Consider the following 16,514-nt stretch of genomic DNA (forward strand, 5'->3'; position numbering starts at 1 on the left):
GGTCAAGGAAGGCCTTATGCGCTGTCAACCGCTACGCGACCTGTTGGTCGACATATGCTCAAAATTTAATCAACGCTGTTATCTGTGCGGGGGCGAAGGGGACAACCCCTATCCGCTGTGCAGCGGGTGTGAAGGTGATCTGCCGTGGGCGGGTGCCGCCTGCGTGCACTGTGCGCTGCCGCTGGTTTTTGAGGGCCCGGCCTGTTCGGCCTGCCAATGGTCACCGCCCCCCTTCGAATGCGTGGAGGCACCCTGGACTTATGACTTTCCATTGGACGCTGCCATCAAACGCTTCAAGCATCAGGCCGACAGGCCCATGGGCCACCTGCTCGGCCATCGGATGGCGGCCTGGCTCGAACACCGTTACGCCGAAGGCCTGCCGCGGCCGGACCGATTGCTGCCCGTTCCGCTGTCGGCGAAACGGCTGCGTACGCGCGGCTTCAATCAAGGCCAATTGATGACCGAGTGGCTGGCCGCCGCGCTGGGGCTCACAGGGGATAGCCGTATGTTATTGCGCACCCGCGACACCCGCTCTCAACAGGGTTTGAACCTGGCGGAGCGCCAACGCAACCTGCAGGGCGTGTTTTCCATCGCGCAGGGCGCCATGGTGAAAGGGTTGCACCTGGCACTTGTGGATGATGTGGTTACTACCGGCGCGACGGTAAAGGCGCTTGCTACGCTGCTGCGCCAGGCCGGGGCACGCCGGGTGGACGTGTACTGCCTGGCCCGCACGCCAGCGCCGCCCTGCGCTTGACGCTTCGAAGGCAGGGCCGCAAGGTCTCGGCTTTGCCCCTCTCGTACCGTTTACCATGTCGCTACCTGCCGCATTGTCCCATTACCTGTCCCATCGCCCGCAGCGCATTGCCTTGTTGCAGCACATTGCCGAACAGGGTTCGATCACCCGGGCCGCCAAGGCCGCAGGGCTGAGTTACAAGGGCGCGTGGGACGCGATCGACGAGCTGAACAACCTCGCCGCTCGGCCTCTGGTCGAGCGCAGCGTTGGCGGCCGGGGCGGCGGCGGAGCGCGCCTGAGCGAAGAAGGCCAGCGCCTGCTGCGCTTGTATCAACGGCTGCAAGCCTTGCAGGCGCAGGTACTCGAAGCCGCCGAGGACAGTGCCGACCTCGACCTGCTGGGTCGCCTGATGCTCCAGACCAGCGCGCGCAACCAGTTGGCAGGCACCGTGGCCTCGGTCGAGGAAGATGGCGCGCACGATCTGGTTTATCTGGACCTCGGCGGGGGCCTGCACATCTGCGCGGCCATTACCCGTGAGAGCACCCATCGGCTGCACCTCACCGCGGGCACCCACGTGGTAGCCCTGATGAAAGCTGGCTGGCTGGCTGTGCATGATCGGCACACCCCCTGCGACGGAACGGCCAACAGGCTGCCCGCCCAGGTCAATTCCATCGAGCCAACCGACGCCGGCTCCAGCGAAGTACGGATGAACCTCCCCAACGGGCAAACCCTCTGCGCGCTTGTGGATAACACCACCCGAGACACGCTTGGCCTGGAAAGCGGTGCCGAGGTTGCAGTCAGCTTCGATCCCGGCTCGGTGTTGCTGGGCCGGCCTTTCTGAAACTTAAGTAACAAAAGCTTCATGGTGCATGGTTAACGTGGCTGGCTGAACCGCCGGGAGCCTGACCATGGAACACTATCAAGAAGATGACCGCCCCACTGATCTGGAGCGATATGTAGGCCTGAGCCGTCGGCGCTTCATCGGTGCCGGCGCGCTGTGCGGGGCTGCGATGTTTTTAGGCGGCGGCCTGCTGGCTCGCAGCACGCTCGCCCAAGCTGTGGAACAAGCCGGCAGTGCCTTGCTGGGCTTCGGCCCGATCGCCGCAGCCACCACCGATACCGTCACACTCCCGCCGGGCTACAAGGCCCAGGTGCTTATCAGCTGGGGCCAGCCCCTGCATGCCGACAGCCAGGCATTTGACCCCAGCGGCCGTGCCGATGCCGCTACCCATGCCGGCCAGTTCGGCGACAACAACGACGGCATGAGTTTCTTCCCGTTCCCGGACGACCCCAACCGCGCCTTGATGGCCATTAACAACGAGTACACCAACTATCGCTACCTGTTCGAGCACGGCGGCATGCCGGCTTCGGCCGCGGAGGTGCAGAAGGCCCTGGCCGTGGAAGGCGTGTCGGTGATCGAAGTACGCCGCCAGGACGGCCGTTGGCAATTCGTCCAGGGCTCCCCCTACAACCGCCGCATCCATGGCAACAGCCCGTTGCGCTTCAGTGGCCCGGCAGCCGGCGATGCGTTACTCAAGACCGCCGCCGACCCCAGCGGCCTGAAGGTGCTGGGCACCTTCCAGAATTGCGCCAACGGCAAAACCCCCTGGGGCACCTACCTCACGTGCGAAGAGAACTTCACCGACTGCTTCGGTTGTACCCAGCCCGATCAACCGCTGGACGCGGCGCAGAAACGTTACGGCCTGGCCCCGGCCAGCAAGGACATCGGCTGGCACCCTCACGACGAACGCTTCGATGTGTCACGCAACCCCAATGAGCTGAACCGCCACGGCTGGGTGGTGGAGATCGACCCGTTCGACCCGAAGTCCACGCCGGTAAAGCGTACGGCGTTGGGCCGCTTCAAGCATGAAAACGCGGCCGTGAGCGAAACCCGCGATGGCCACGCCGTGGTGTACATGGGCGATGACGAACGTGGCGAGTTTATCTACAAGTTTGTGAGCCGCGACCGGATCGACCATGGCAATCCGGCGGCCAACCGGGACTTGCTCGATCACGGCACGCTCTATGTGGCGCGCTTCGACGCTGGCAACGGCGATGCCGACCATCCCAAAGGCCACGGTGAATGGGTAGCCCTTACCCATGGCCAGCCCGGCCTGGACGCCGCCAGCGGGTTCGCCAGCCAGGCTCAGGTGCTGGTACATGCGCGGCTTGCCGCTACCGCGCTGAAGGCTACACGCATGGACCGCCCCGAGTGGATTGTGGTCAGCCCTCTGGACGGCCAGGTGTATTGCACGCTTACCAACAACAGCAAGCGTGGCGAAGACGGCCAGCCGGTAGGCGGCCCCAACCCTCGGGAAAAAAACGTGTATGGGCAGATCCTGCGTTGGAAGCCGAAGGCCGGTGACCACGGCGCCCTGGCCTTCGAGTGGGACCTGTTCGTGGTAGCGGGCAACCCCACCGCCCACCCGAACGGGGCCAAGCGTGGCTCCTCGAACATCACCGCGCTGAACATGTTCAACAGCCCCGACGGCCTTGGCTTCGACGCCAGCGGTCGCCTGTGGATATTGACCGACGGCGACATGAGCAACAGCGGTGACTTCGCCGGCATGGGTAACAACCAGATGCTCGCGGCCGACCCGGCTACCGGCGAAATCCGCCGCTTCATGGTGGGCCCGGTAGGTTGCGAGGTGACCGGCATCGCGTTCGCCCCCGACTACCGCACGATGTTCGTGGGCATCCAGCACCCTGGCGAAAACGGCGGCTCGACATTCCCCGAGCACCTGCCCAACGGCAAGCCGCGTTCGTCCGTCATGGCGATTACCCGTGAAGACGGCGGATTGATAGGCACCTGAGTACAGGCGTCTGCGCTACCATGTGAAGCCAGGCGCACCCAGGAGCTGAAATGTCCCACCCTTTCGACACACTTACTCCCGACCGGGTACTCGATGCCATAGAAAGCATCGGGTACCTGAGCGATGCGCGGGTAATGGCCCTTAACAGCTATGAAAACCGCGTGTATCAGGTTGGGATCGAGGACAGCGAGCCGTTGATCGCCAAGTTCTACCGGCCCGGCCGCTGGAGCGATGCGGCAATTCTGGAAGAACATGCGTTTACCGCGGAGCTGGCCGACTGTGAAGTGCCCGTGGTGGCGCCCCTGATGCGCGACGGGGTGAGCCTGTTCGAGCACGCCGGCTTTCGCTTTGCGCTGTTCCCCCGCCGTGGCGGCCGGGCGCCAGAACCTGGCAACCTTGACCAGCTTTACCGTCTCGGCCAACTGCTGGGCCGCCTGCATGCGGTAGGGGCCAGCCGCCCGTTCCAGGCCCGCGAAGCGCTGACGGTGGATAACTTCGGCAGTGCCTCCCTCGCTACCTTGCTGGACGGAGGATTTATCCCCAAAAGCCTGTTGCCTGCCTATTCCTCGGTAGCACGGGATTTACTGGCGCGCGTCGAAGCCGTATTCGCCAGCACGCGCTTTACCAGCATTCGCCTGCACGGTGACTGCCATCCCGGCAACATCATGTGCCGGGAAGAAGTGTTCCACCTCGTGGACCTGGATGACTGCCGCACCGGCCCGGCCGTTCAAGACCTGTGGATGATGCTTGCCGGCGAGCGGCATGAAAAGCTCGGCCAGCTGGCCGAACTGATGGACGGCTACAACGAATTCAACGACTTCGACCCTCGCGAGCTCAACCTCATCGAACCCCTGCGGGCCCTGCGCCTGCTGCACTACAGCGCGTGGCTGGCGCGCCGCTGGGACGACCCGGCGTTTCCCCGTAGCTTCCCCTGGTTCGGGAGCGAGCGCTATTGGGGTGACCAGGTGCTGGCCCTGCGAGAACAGCTCGCGGCCTTGAATGAAGAACCGCTGCGGCTGTTCTGACCGCCTCATCCGTCACACCGTAGAACCACAAGAAACCACAAGGAAGCACCATGCAAACCGCCAACCCGCGGCGCGGGTATGTATTGGGCCTGACTGCCTACATCATCTGGGGGCTGTTCCCCATCTATTTCAAAACCCTGCAAAGCGTTCCTTCGATGGAGATCATCGTCCAACGCGTAGTGTGGTCGGCCGTGTTTGCGGTTGCCACCATTCTTGTGTGGAGGCATCCGGGTTGGTGGAAAGCCCTTGTGGATAACCCGAAACGGTTCCTGATCCTCATGACCAGCGGCACCCTGATTGCTGGCAACTGGCTGGTGTACGTGTGGGCCGTAAACAATGGCCGCATGCTCGAAGCCAGCCTTGGCTACTACATCAACCCATTGGTAAACGTGCTGCTCGGGATGTTGCTGCTGGGAGAACGGCTACGCCGTTTGCAGTGGGTGGCGGTCGGCCTGGCAGTTATCGGTGTGGTGCAACAATTGTGGCTGGTGGGCAGCCTGCCGTGGGTGTCGTTGGCGCTGGCGTTGAGCTTTGCGTTTTATGGGCTGATCCGCAAACAGGCGCCGGTGCCCGCCCTGCCCGGGTTGCTGGTGGAAACCTGGATGTTGCTGCCGTTGGCGCTCGGCTGGTTGCTGTTCCATGGCGACGCCATGACCACCCAGCCTGCGTTCTGGAGCACACCGGTGGCGCTGCTACTGGTTGCAGCGGGCCCGGTCACGCTGGTGCCGTTGCTGTGCTTTACCGCAGCGGCTCGCAACCTGCCCTACGCCACCCTGGGCTTTCTCCAGTATGTAGCCCCTACCTTGGTATTGCTGCTGGCAGTGACCTTCTATGACGAACACCTCAGCGCGGCGAACCTGACCGCCTTCGGGTTTATCTGGCTGGCGCTGGCGGTGTATAGCGTGGACGTATGGCAAGTGCTACGTCGAAATGCTGGTCATTAAATGATCAACCCTCTGAAAGCCCTGGCCCGCCTGGATTTCAGAGGAGTCTCCCAAGCTTATCCACAGGCTGGTCCACGCGGTTTGTGCACAAGCCTCTGAAATTGCTCGTTTTTTGATCTGTTCGTTGGAGCCCGCGCCATTGCTGGCTTGCAGCCGTCACCCCCCAGCTTATCCACAGCCCCGTTCAAGTTTTCCATGAATAACCTCAAGGCTCGGGTCGCAGCTTCAAATCCACCATCAATTCATCCGCCAGTGCCTCCAGGCTCTCCTGCAGAGCGTCGAGATTGACCGTTTCCGGCACGGCCAGCTGGGCTTCGGCCGTGAACAGCAATTCATTGGTCATGGGCGCGGGCGATGCGTCTGTGGATAAACGCTCCACGTTCACGCCCTGCGCGGCAAGCACCCGGGAAATGTCCCGCACGATGCCGGGCCGGTCATTGGCCGTTACGCTCAGGATCACGCGCTTGAGCACTTCGCTCTGGGCGCTACTGCTTTGTTCCACCAGTACCCGTATACCGTGCGTGCTCAGTTGCTGGAGGGCGTCCACCAGTTCCGCTCGGTTCACGGCAGGCACGTCCACCCGCAGAATGCCCGCGAACTGCCCTGCCATTCGTGCCATCCGGCTTTCAAGCCAGTTGCCATGGTGTTCGGCGACGCAATTAGCAATGCGCTCCACGTGCCCGGCCTTGTCCTGGGCCAATACGGTCAATACCAGTTGGTCCACGGTGCGTCTCCCTGTGAAGTGAACCGCTAGTATAGGCCTGTAGGGCGATACCGCTGATGCCAGGTAATTTGTTGACCAACCAGACAAGAAACTTCAGCCTGGCGACTGTCCGGGTTATGCTTGGGCGGCGAGGCGGCAACGGCTTCCACAGAGCCTTGGAGCGTGACTGTTCAGTCTTGTTTTGCCTTATAGAACAGCTCATGTAGTATCGCGAAAAAAGCACTACATAACACCCATTTCGTCCTTCGACGCCACTGGCACAGAGTGAGGCAAGCAATGACCGATTACGTCAACGTAGGCGACCTGCGGGTTGCCAGGGTACTGCTGGACTTCGTGAACAACGAAGCCATTCCAGGCAGCGGCGTTACTGCCGAGGCGTTTTGGGCCGGGGCCGATCGGGTGATCCATGAGCTGGGCGAAAAGAACCGCACGCTGCTTGCGCGCCGTGATGCGCTGCAGGCAACGCTGGACGGCTGGCATCGCGAACGTCAAGGCCAGCCGCACGATCAGGTCGCGTATAAAAGCTTTTTGAAGGAGATTGGCTATCTGCTGGAAGAGCCGGCCGACTTCCACGCCACAACACAAGGCGTAGACGAAGAGGTCGCCCGCCTCGCCGGGCCGCAGTTGGTGGTACCGGTGATGAACGCGCGCTTCGCCTTGAACGCCTCCAACGCGCGCTGGGGCTCGTTGTACGACGCGCTTTACGGCACCGACGCCATCAGCGAGGCCGAAGGCGCAGAAAAAGGCAGCGGCTATAACCCGGCACGTGGCGCCAAGGTAATCGCCTTCGCCAAGGCCTTCCTCGATCAAGCGGCGCCCTTGGCGAGCGGTTCCCATGCCGACGCTACCGCCTATGTCATTGAAGGCGATGCGCTGGTGGTTTCGCTGGCCAACGGAGAACGCGTCGGATTGGCCGCCCCTGAGCAGTTTGTGGGGTTCCTGGGCAACACCGAAGCGCCTACCGGCGTGCTGCTCAAGCACAACCAGCTTCACTTCGAAATCCAGATCGACGCGCACAGCCCTGTCGGCCAGACCGACGCGGCAGGCGTTAAAGACGTACTGATGGAATCGGCGCTTACCACCATCATGGACTGTGAAGACTCGGTTGCCGCCGTGGACGCGGACGACAAGGTCATTGTTTACCGCAACTGGCTTGGCCTGATGAAAGGCGACCTGGCCGAGCAGGTGAGCAAACAGGGCAAGGTGTTCACCCGCACCATGAACCCGGACCGGGTGTACCGCACCGCAAGCGGCGGCGAGCTTACCCTGCACGGCCGTTCGCTGTTGTTCGTACGCAACGTTGGCCACTTGATGACCATCGATGCCGTGCTCGACAAACACGGGAACGAAGTGCCGGAAGGCATTCTCGACGCGCTGTTCACCAGCCTGGCGGCGATCCACGACCTCAAGGGCAACGGGGGCCGCCGCAACAGCCGCACCGGCTCGGTGTATATCGTGAAACCCAAGATGCATGGGCCGGAAGAAGTGGCCTTCGCCAATGAACTGTTCGCCCGCGTGGAAGGCGTACTCGGCCTGCCCGCGAATACCCTGAAAATGGGCATCATGGACGAGGAGCGGCGTACCACCGTAAACCTGAAGGCGTGCATCCAGGCCGCGCGGGAACGCGTGGTGTTCATCAACACAGGCTTTTTGGACCGCACCGGGGACGAGATCCATACCTCCATGGAAGCGGGCCCGATGGTACGCAAGGCCGAGATGAAAGCGCAGCCCTGGATCGCGGCCTACGAAAACTGGAACGTGGATGTTGGCCTGGCTTGCGGCCTGCAAGGGCGTGCGCAGATCGGCAAAGGCATGTGGGCCATGCCAGACCTGATGGCCGCCATGCTGGAACAGAAAATTGCTCATCCGAAGGCCGGCGCCAATACCGCCTGGGTGCCCTCGCCTACCGCGGCTACCCTGCACGCACTTCACTATCACCAGGTGGATGTTTTCGCTCGCCAAGCCGAACTGGCCAAGCGTGAACGCGCTTCACTGGACGCCATCCTGAGCATTCCCTTGGCGCCGAACACCGACTGGTCGGCCGATGAAATCCGCAATGAGCTGGATAACAACGCGCAGGGCATTCTCGGCTATGTGGTGCGCTGGATCGATCAGGGTGTGGGCTGCTCCAAGGTGCCGGACATCAACGACATCGGCCTGATGGAAGACCGCGCGACGCTGCGCATTTCCAGCCAGCTGCTGGCGAACTGGTTGCGCCATGGCGTGGTGACGGAGGCTCAGATAGTGGAAAGCCTGAAGCGGATGGCGCCGGTAGTAGACCGGCAGAACGCCAATGACCCGGCCTACCGACCGATGGCCCCGGGCTTCGATGACAACATCGCGTTCCAGGCCGCGCTGGAGCTGGTACTCGAAGGGGCCAAACAGCCCAATGGCTACACCGAGCCGGTATTGCATCGTCGGCGCCGGGAGTATAAGGCCCAACAGCGCACTACCCTGTAGCAGCGAAGGGCGGGCCACGCTGGCCTGCTCGCGAAGAAGCCGCCCCGACACAAGCGGCCCTGTCGGGCCGGTCGCCCCCAAGGCGTGCTGCTACAGCGTTCGGCCCGGCCTGTAGCGGGCCGGGCCTTTTGTTACAACAACGGCAGGGTGTAGCTCAGGATCAGGCGGTTCTGGTCCTGGTCATAGTCGCCGCCCACGTTGGTGCGCAGCATACCGTTACGCCAGCCCAGGCCAACGCCTTTGAACGAACCGCTCTGGACCACGTAGTCCACGGCAATGTCGCGCTCCCACTCTTCACCGTGGCCGTTGCCGTTAGCAGCGGTGATCTGGGTACCCTTGAGGTAGGTAACCGAAGCGGTAAGGCCGGGTACGCCCACCTCGCTGAAGTTATAGGCATACTGCCCGAAGCGGGTTTGCTCGCCGGCGCGGATAAAGCTGGAGATCAACCGGTCGGTGAACAGATACACGCTGGTGCCGGTCGCACCTTCGTTAGGAAGCCCGCCTTGGTTCAGCTGGGTGAAGTTGCTGTTCTCCGACACGCTCTGATAACCGGCCGTGAAGGCATGGCCACCCAAGCTGTAAGTGAAGATGGCGCTCCAGGTGTCGTTATCGATCTTGCCGCCGGTACCATTGCTGTAGCCGCTCAGCTTGTAGCCTGCGGTACGGCCAGCGGCCGAATCGTTGGCGCCGTCTGCATCGGTCTTGAAATAACGCAGGTCGGTCTTGAACGAGGAGTCCTTGCTGATCGGGTACACGTGCACCAGGCCCGCGAAGTGCTGCTTGTAGTAGTCCTCGAGGTTGGCGTAGTAGTACTGCACGGTGAGTTGATCGTTGACCAGGTAGTCGCCACCGCCGAACCAGAACTCGTTACTCTCCTGAGTGCCACCTGCTACCGCCAGCCCGGTGCGGTTGGTGGAAGCACGCCCCACCGCGTGTTCCAGGCGCCCTGCCACCAGCTTGAGCTTGTCGATCTCGTTGGAAGTGATCATGCCGCCCTCGAAGGTCTGGGGCAGTACACGACCATCGTTGGAAACAAGGATTGGCAGCTTGGGCTGCAGGTTGCCGTAGCGCAGCTCGGTCTTGGAGAAGCGCATTTTCCCGGTCACGCCTGCGTGGCTCCAGGAGTCCACCGGGTCACCGTTGGACTCGGACGGGATCATGCTGCTCCCCTGATGGCGGCTCGGGCTGCTATCGAGCGTCAACCCCAGCAACCCCTGCGCGTCCAGGCCAAAGCCTACCGTGCCGTCGGTGTACCCCGACTTGTAATCCAGCACAAACCCTTGCCCCCACTCAGCCAGCTTGCTGCCAGCACTGGTGGTTTGCTCCCGGTAATCGTTGTTGAAATAGAAGTTACGCAGTGCCAGCGTGGCCTTGCTGTCCTTGATGAAATCGGCATGTGCCACCGAAGGCAAGAGGCCTGCGGTAAGTACTGCGAACGCGCCAAGCGCGGCCTTGTTATTAACGGTCATTTGGTGCTCCCCATTGTGTTTCTAATTTTTGCGGGAGCATAAATATCAGCACCAATGCAGCCTTTGCAACGGTGCCTTGCAGGAGTTGCAACAAAGGTTGCACCTTCAAGGAGGTTTTTTTCCGATCAGCGCAACCCTCCGATAGAAATTGGCGCCGCTTCAGTACTTATAAGTCTATGATTTTTAAAAGTTTATAGCTTTCGAGGTGCCCTGCCATGCGAGCACATGGTTATAGCTAATAAATCTTAAAATTTCTCAGCTAATACCCAATTCTCGGCGGACCAGCTGCAGCAATTGGTTGGCGTCGATGGGTTTCAGGAGGAAGTCCACCACGCTCAGATGCATAGCCTCGATCGCGTCCTGCACCGCTGCGTCACCCGAAATGATGATGATCGGCAGCGCCGCCCTTTCCGATTCGCGTAGCTGGCGAATCAGGTCCAGCCCTGTGGCGGGAAACATTCGCAAGTCGGTGATAAGCAAGCCCAGCCCGCGGTCTTGCATCAGCAGCTCGAACGCGGTGCTGGCATTGCTCGCGGTGGTGCACTCGATACCGTGCAAGGCGAGTATTTCGGCTAGCAGTTCGCGGGAATCCGGGTCGTCGTCTACCACCAACGCACGCAGGGGCGCCAGTGTGGGCACCCGTAAAAGCTCATTGAGCGCCTCGCGTTCCTCGTCGCTGAGGATATCCAGATCAGACATCAGCCTCGCCATCCGTCACATGCAAACATACGACCGCAGGCCCTGGCTAACCGCCACGGCCACGCTGGGTCGGGTGCATAAGGTGAAGCATAGCCCCCGGGTTGCCAACGGAAAAAAGGCATATTTCACAACCGATACCTACTACTTACGTCCAATGGGCAGCAGCAGCCAGCGGGCGGACGATGACCACAGAACATAAAAAAAACGATACACACCATGAGCAAGGCAGACGCGTACGTTCAGGCAGGAAAAACCGCAGTTCTGCAGAACGTGCACGGCACGTTGCAGTTCCTTCAGCGCTTTGCGCCTTTCAGCCAGATGGAACAGGTACACCTGGTTTATCTGGTGGAGCAATGCCACCTGCGCTTCTACGCCAGCGGCGAAAGCATTCTCAGGCCCGATGAAGGCCCGGTAGAGCACTTCTACATCGTCAAACAGGGCCGTGTGGTGGGTGAGCGCCCGAGGAGCGCTGGCGGCGGCAACGAGACCACCTTCGAGATCGCCAGCGGCGAATGCTTTCCCCTGGCCGCACTGCTCGGCGAGCGCGCTACCCGTACCGAGCACCTTGCCGGTGATGACACCTTTTGCCTGCGGCTGCCCAAGGCGAGCTTCATTCATCTGTTTGCCCTGTCGGCACCCTTCAGGGACTTTGCCTTGCGCGGCGTCAGCAGCTTACTGGACCAGGTCAATCGGCAAGTGCGTCGGCAAGCCGCAGAAACCCTCGGCAGCCAGTATTCACTGAACGCTCGCCTGGGCGATCTCGCCCTGCGCCATCCCGTGACCTGCGATTGCAGCCTGCCCGTAAGGCTCGCAGTCAAGGCCATGCACGAGCAGCAAGTGGGCAGCATTGTGGTGGTGGATGCCGAGCAGGCGCCCGTGGGCATATTCACCCTGCGCGATCTGCGCGAGCTTGCGGCTCAGACCAATGCCGACTTCAACCAGCCCATCGCGCAGCGGATGGTAACCGCCCCGTTCACGCTGTCACCGGACGCCACCGCCTTTGAAGCCGCGCTGGCGATGACCGAGCGGCACATCGCACATGTGTGCCTGGTAAAGGACGGACGGCTATGTGGCGTGATCTCCGAGCGAGACCTGTTTTCGCTTCAGCGCGTGGACCTGGTGCACTTGGCCAGGGCTATTCGCACCGCGCCAACCCTCGACAGCCTCACCGCCATCCGCCAGGACATTGGCCCGCTGGTAGAGCGAATGCTCGCGTTTGGCGCGTCGTCCACTCAGATCACTCGGATTGTGACGCTGCTGAATGACCACAGCGTATGCCGAGTGATCGAGCTCACGATCACGGCGTATGGCGATCCTGGCGTGGCCTTTAGTTGGCTAAGCTTCGGCAGCGAAGGCCGCCAAGAGCAAACGCTGTACACCGATCAGGACAACGGCCTGCTGTTCGAAGCCGACGATGCCGTGCACGCCGCAGAGTTGCGCGGCAAGTTGCTGCCGCTGGCCCACCAGATCAACCAGGCACTCGCCCACTGTGGTTTTGCGCTATGTGCCGGGAACGTGATGGCCGGCAACCCGGAACTATGCCTTTCACACGCCGAATGGTCGCGACGCTTCGCGGCTTTCGTGCGAGAAACCACACCAGAAAACCTGCTGGCTTCGAGCATCTTCTTCGACGTGCGAACGGTGTGGGGAGACCCGGAACCGGGTTACTGGCTACAGCAGCGGCTATTGGCGCAAGTGGCGGATAACGGGATTTTCCAGCGCATGATGGCCAGCAATGCCCTGCGCCAGCGCCCGCCGGTAGGGCGCTTTCGAGAATTCGTGCTGGCGCGCAAGGGGAGCGAGCGCACCGCTACCCTGGACCTGAAAACACAGGGCCTGGGCCCCTTCGTCGATGGTGCACGGTTGCTGGCCCTGGCCAATGGCATCAGTGCCACGCCTACTGTAGAGCGCCTTCGCCAGCTGGCGCAGCGGGGCGTCATCGACGCTCAGGATGCAGCGGCCTACGAAGAAGCGTATGCGTTTATTCAGCAACTGCGACTGCAACATCACCAGGCGCAAAGCCGCGAACACTTGCCGTGGTCCAACCGCCTGGACCCCGATACGCTCAACCAGCTGGACCGGCGCATCCTGCGTGAATCCTTGCGTCAGGCTCAGCGGCTGCAAGGCAGCCTCGCGACACGGTACCAGCTGTGAGCCTGTTCGACCGGTTCAAGCCCCGCCTCGTGAAGCTTTCACCAGAGCAGGCGCGCCGCTTGGCCGCCTTGACACCTCCAGCGCCCTTGCACAGCACACCGCTGGAGGCGCAGCCCTGGGCCGTGGTAGACGTCGAAGCCACAGGCCTGCATCCGCAAAAGGATCAGCTGCTGGCCATTGGCGCGGTTGCGCTGGAGGGCCAGATCATTCCGCTCGGGCAAGGGTTCGAATGCACCTTGGCCGCCAATTGGAGCAAGCCCGGGCCAAGCGTATTGATCCACGGGCTCAGCCCCTCCGCAGTGGCCAAGGGAACGCCACCCGCCGAGGCATTGCTGGGCTTTCTGGAGTGGCTGGGGGGCCGTCCGCTGCTGGCCTTTCATGCCAGCTTCGATCAAGCCATGTTGAGCCGAGCGATCAAGCTTACCCTTGGGTTGCAGTGGGACGCACCCTTCATAGACCTTGCCCAGGTAGCCCCGCTTCTTTGCCCTGAGCTGGCCACCCACAACCACAGCCTGGATGACTGGGCCGGCCAGTTCGGCTTGCAAACCGGCGAGCGCCATAACGCCAGCGCCGATGCTCTGCTCACCGCCGAACTTGCGCTGATGCTGTTCAGCCGGGCACGCCGGCAAGGGCTGGCCACGCCATTGGCGTTGCACGAAGCCTTGGTGCGCTGGCACCGGTTACAGCATCAGCCGCGTTTCTGACAGTTCAGCACTCAGGCTGGCCCGCCACATAACGCCGCGCCGGGTTCACGGCAGCATCGAATTCGCGCAAGCCCTTGGCCCCAATCAGCAAGGGATAATTGAAGCCGCTGCGGTCGGTGAGGTTGACCTCGATGGTGCGCTTCACGTCCCCCAGGCACAGCTCCAGGTCGATCACTGGGCGGTGGGCGACTTCCACGCTCTCTTCTTCGCCTTCGTTTTCATCGGCGCGGCTTTTGATCCGGCTCATGCGCGAGACCTTGTGCTCGTACACCTTGCCATCCGCGTCCCGCGTAGCCAGGCGAAAACGCACCCAGTCTTCGCCATCGCGGGTGAAGGTTTCGATATTGCGGGCCGACAGCGAGGCTGTAAGCGCCCCGGTGTCCATCTTGGCTTTGAGGGTTTGCCCGATTTCCGGCAGCTTGAAGTACTCGTAGCGGCCATACAGCGTTGGCTCGGCGGCCATGGCGGAGAGCGACAGCAAGGACAGCAGGGCAAAGACAGCTTTCACGTGTTCATTCCTTTTCAGGGGCGCGAGGAGTTAGATTCCGGCACCTGCATTAGTTCGCCAAACGCCTAAGGTAAGGGCTATGCCCTTTACAAAAAGTAAAAATTTGGTGAAGTCCCGCTCAGCCGTCTGCATTTGGCGCGGCAACGGCGTGCCCGTATCATTGCGGCCCTGACCATGCATACGAGTTTTTCCATGCTCCACCTGCTTAAAGGCTGCCTTACCGCCTCGCTGCTGTTGCTCAATACGTTGGTGCTGATCGGCCCGCTGATCATCCTGGCTTTGCTCAAGCTGATCGCACCTGCCGCCTTGCGCGACAGCGCGTCTCGTGGGGTGATGTGGATCGCCGAAACCTGGGCAGAAATCGACAAGGCAATCTTTGCGCTTTGCACCCCTACCCGCTGGGATATCCGTGGGCTTGAAGCCCTGCACCTGGACGCCTCGTACCTGGTGGTCTGCAATCACCAATCCTGGGTAGACATCCCTGCGTTGATCCAGGCGTTCAACCGCCGCGCGCCGTTCTTCAAGTTCTTCCTCAAGAAAGAGCTGATCTGGGTACCTTTGCTGGGCCTGGCATGGTGGGCATTGGATTACCCCTTCATGAAGCGCTACAGCAAGGCGTTTCTGGACAAGCACCCGCAACTGCGTGGCAAGGACCTGGAAATCACCCGCAAGGCCTGCGAGCTGTTCAAGCGCCAGCCCGTAACGGTGGTGAATTACCTGGAAGGTACGCGCTTTACCCAGGCCAAGCATGACCAGCAGGCATCACCCTTCCGCTATCTGCTCAAGCCCAAAGCCGGCGGCGTGGCGTTCGTGCTGGCAGCCATGGGCGAGCAGCTCGATCGGCTGCTTGATGTGACCGTTGTGTACCCCAGCCAGCGCATCCCCGGGTTCTGGGACCTGCTGTGCGGCCGCGTGCCCAAGGTGATCATCGACATTCAATCCCGAGCCATTGACCCGGCGCTGGTGCAGGGCGATTACGAGAACGACCCCGCGTTTCGCCAGCATGTTCAGGGCTGGATCAACCAGCTGTGGGCGGAGAAGGATGCCCGCATCGAAGCGTTGCGGGCACGGCACGGTTAAGGCTGGGTGCCCCATACCGAGGCCAGGCTCTGCAGGGCGGAGCCACTGGCACCCTGCTGGCCCAGGTATTGAAGGATGATCGGCGCAAACTGCGTCACCATTCCACTGTTCATGCCCAGCTGGCTGAACGCGCTGTTCATGTCCTGAGTGGTTTTCACATTGGTGAGGGCGTTGTTCAGCGCACTCGCCTTGTTGCTGTCCGCATTGCCCATCAACCCGCTTAGCCCTACCAGGCCGCCCAGCGCGTTATTGCCGGAGAGCTTGTCCAGCCCAGGTACAGATTTGGTCAATTCGGTGTATTGCGATTGTGGCAGCTGATTTTTGGCCAGCCCCAGCATCGCACCGGTGCCACCGATGGCCTGTTCGGGAGTAATTTTGAGTTGGGTACCCAGGGTGTTGAGCAACCCCGCCGCTGGCGCCGCGGCGGCTACCGGCGCACCGTTCTGGTTGCCGTTTTGCAGAGTGGACGCAGCGTTGACCGCGTCGTTGAGGTTGAAAGCCATGGCCTGGCTTGCCGCGAGGGCGAAGGAAAAAGCCAGCAGGCTGGGGGACATACGCATCGATTACCGCTCCTGATACAAAATACCTCCATTGGACGCGAGAGAGCCGAAGGGTTCAACCGCTGGTCTGTCAGGCCAATGTGTAGGAGGCGGCGCAGCCGGCGAACCAGGCCCCAACTGAGCATGGCCTATAATCACCGGTCAAACCGGAACGCCGGGCGCCGGGGTGCCGGCCCGATGGGAGCCATGGCATTGAAAAAATACTGGACGCGATACCTGGACTTACTCGACAACGACCTGAACACCCGGGTATTCGACAGCTTCAAGAATATGGTGCTTTGCGCACTGTTATTCGCAGCTGGCACCAACGCCATACAAACCGACCATCGAGTGTTCTTTAGCCCGGTCGCTACAAACCTGGCAGGTTGGGGAATCATTGCCGTATCGGCCGTGCTGATGATTCTGAATATCAGCGACGGCGTTCGTCGATTGGGCAAGCTTCGCTATCACCTGATTCTACAGATACTGATTGTTCTGTTTTATGTCGTGATTTCTGTGCGCGTTATAGAAATCGTGTGGAGTTTTCGGGCGTGACAGGCCCGCAAGCTCTCAGGCTACTGACTGACGTTCCTCCAGTTACTTGCCAGATGCTGTAAGGCGGACCACCGGCCAGGCAAAGCCTGCAACCATAAATATCCGGT

At 61.5% G+C, this 16,514-nt stretch carries 15 protein-coding genes; 10 read left to right on the forward strand and 5 right to left on the reverse strand.

The window, feature by feature from the left end; genetic code table 11:
• The first annotated feature begins 16 nt into the window (after positions 1-16).
• The 5 genes from LG385_RS18630 (at position 17) to rarD (ending at position 5,515) form a co-directional block, all read left to right on the forward strand.
• Positions 17-754: a ComF family protein gene (locus LG385_RS18630; protein WP_225775439.1), complete on the forward strand. Its 738-nt coding sequence runs from the start codon at positions 17-19 to the stop codon at positions 752-754.
• A gap of 55 nt (positions 755-809) precedes the next feature.
• Positions 810-1,574, forward strand: coding sequence for a TOBE domain-containing protein (locus LG385_RS18635; RefSeq protein WP_225775440.1), 765 nt, complete (start codon positions 810-812; stop codon positions 1,572-1,574).
• Between the two features lie 67 nt (positions 1,575-1,641).
• Complete coding sequence (locus tag LG385_RS18640) at positions 1,642-3,546, forward strand: PhoX family protein (RefSeq protein WP_225775441.1); 1,905 nt, start codon at positions 1,642-1,644, stop codon at positions 3,544-3,546.
• 50 nt (positions 3,547-3,596) lie between these two features.
• Positions 3,597-4,571 (forward strand): serine/threonine protein kinase, encoded by a 975-nt coding sequence (locus LG385_RS18645; RefSeq protein WP_225775442.1) that lies wholly within the window; start codon positions 3,597-3,599, stop codon positions 4,569-4,571.
• Positions 4,572-4,621: 50 nt separating this feature from the next.
• A complete protein-coding gene (rarD, locus tag LG385_RS18650) occupies positions 4,622-5,515 on the forward strand; it encodes an EamA family transporter RarD (protein ID WP_225775443.1) in 894 nt (297 codons plus the stop codon).
• Between the two features lie 205 nt (positions 5,516-5,720).
• Here rarD and LG385_RS18655 read toward each other — a convergent pair whose 3' ends face one another.
• Entirely contained in the window at positions 5,721-6,239 is a 519-nt protein-coding gene (locus LG385_RS18655) for a glycine cleavage system protein R (RefSeq protein ID WP_181113347.1), read from the reverse strand.
• A 276-nt stretch (positions 6,240-6,515) separates the two neighbouring features.
• On the opposite strand from LG385_RS18655, the gene LG385_RS18660 reads away from it, so the two are divergent.
• A complete protein-coding gene (locus tag LG385_RS18660) occupies positions 6,516-8,699 on the forward strand; it encodes a malate synthase G (protein ID WP_225775444.1) in 2,184 nt (727 codons plus the stop codon).
• A gap of 131 nt (positions 8,700-8,830) precedes the next feature.
• On the opposite strand, the gene LG385_RS18665 is transcribed toward LG385_RS18660, so the two are convergent.
• Positions 8,831-10,168 (reverse strand): OprD family porin, encoded by a 1,338-nt coding sequence (locus LG385_RS18665; protein ID WP_225775445.1) that lies wholly within the window; start codon positions 10,166-10,168, stop codon positions 8,831-8,833.
• Between the two features lie 255 nt (positions 10,169-10,423).
• A complete protein-coding gene (locus LG385_RS18670) occupies positions 10,424-10,867 on the reverse strand; it encodes a response regulator (RefSeq protein ID WP_225775446.1) in 444 nt (147 codons plus the stop codon).
• A gap of 216 nt (positions 10,868-11,083) precedes the next feature.
• On the opposite strand from LG385_RS18670, the gene LG385_RS18675 reads away from it, so the two are divergent.
• Positions 11,084-13,021, forward strand: a complete 1,938-nt coding sequence (locus tag LG385_RS18675; RefSeq protein WP_225775447.1) for a putative nucleotidyltransferase substrate binding domain-containing protein — start codon at positions 11,084-11,086, stop codon at positions 13,019-13,021.
• The gene (locus tag LG385_RS18680) at positions 13,018-13,725 is read left to right on the forward strand and encodes a PolC-type DNA polymerase III (protein ID WP_225775448.1); all 708 of its coding nucleotides are present in this window, start codon (positions 13,018-13,020) and stop codon (positions 13,723-13,725) included. The genes LG385_RS18675 and LG385_RS18680 overlap by 4 nt, the downstream gene beginning before the upstream one ends.
• A gap of 4 nt (positions 13,726-13,729) precedes the next feature.
• Here LG385_RS18680 and LG385_RS18685 read toward each other — a convergent pair whose 3' ends face one another.
• A complete protein-coding gene (locus tag LG385_RS18685) occupies positions 13,730-14,233 on the reverse strand; it encodes an ATP-dependent zinc protease (protein ID WP_181113363.1) in 504 nt (167 codons plus the stop codon).
• A 192-nt stretch (positions 14,234-14,425) separates the two neighbouring features.
• On the opposite strand from LG385_RS18685, the gene LG385_RS18690 reads away from it, so the two are divergent.
• Positions 14,426-15,313, forward strand: a complete 888-nt coding sequence (locus tag LG385_RS18690; protein ID WP_181119043.1) for an acyltransferase — start codon at positions 14,426-14,428, stop codon at positions 15,311-15,313.
• Here LG385_RS18690 and LG385_RS18695 read toward each other — a convergent pair.
• On the reverse strand, positions 15,310-15,873 hold the full coding sequence (locus LG385_RS18695; protein WP_225775449.1) for a DUF2780 domain-containing protein: 564 nt from the start codon (positions 15,871-15,873) through the stop codon (positions 15,310-15,312). The genes LG385_RS18690 and LG385_RS18695 overlap by 4 nt on opposite strands.
• Before the next feature lie 192 nt (positions 15,874-16,065).
• Here LG385_RS18695 and LG385_RS18700 point away from each other — a divergent pair, with 192 nt between their 5' ends.
• Positions 16,066-16,407, forward strand: a complete 342-nt coding sequence (locus tag LG385_RS18700) for a hypothetical protein (RefSeq protein ID WP_181119149.1) — start codon at positions 16,066-16,068, stop codon at positions 16,405-16,407.
• Positions 16,408-16,514 lie beyond the last annotated feature (107 nt).

It is taken from the genome of Pseudomonas sp. Marseille-Q5115 (assembly GCF_916618905.1).
GTDB classification, from domain to species: Bacteria; Pseudomonadota; Gammaproteobacteria; order Pseudomonadales; family Pseudomonadaceae; genus Aquipseudomonas; species Aquipseudomonas japonica_A.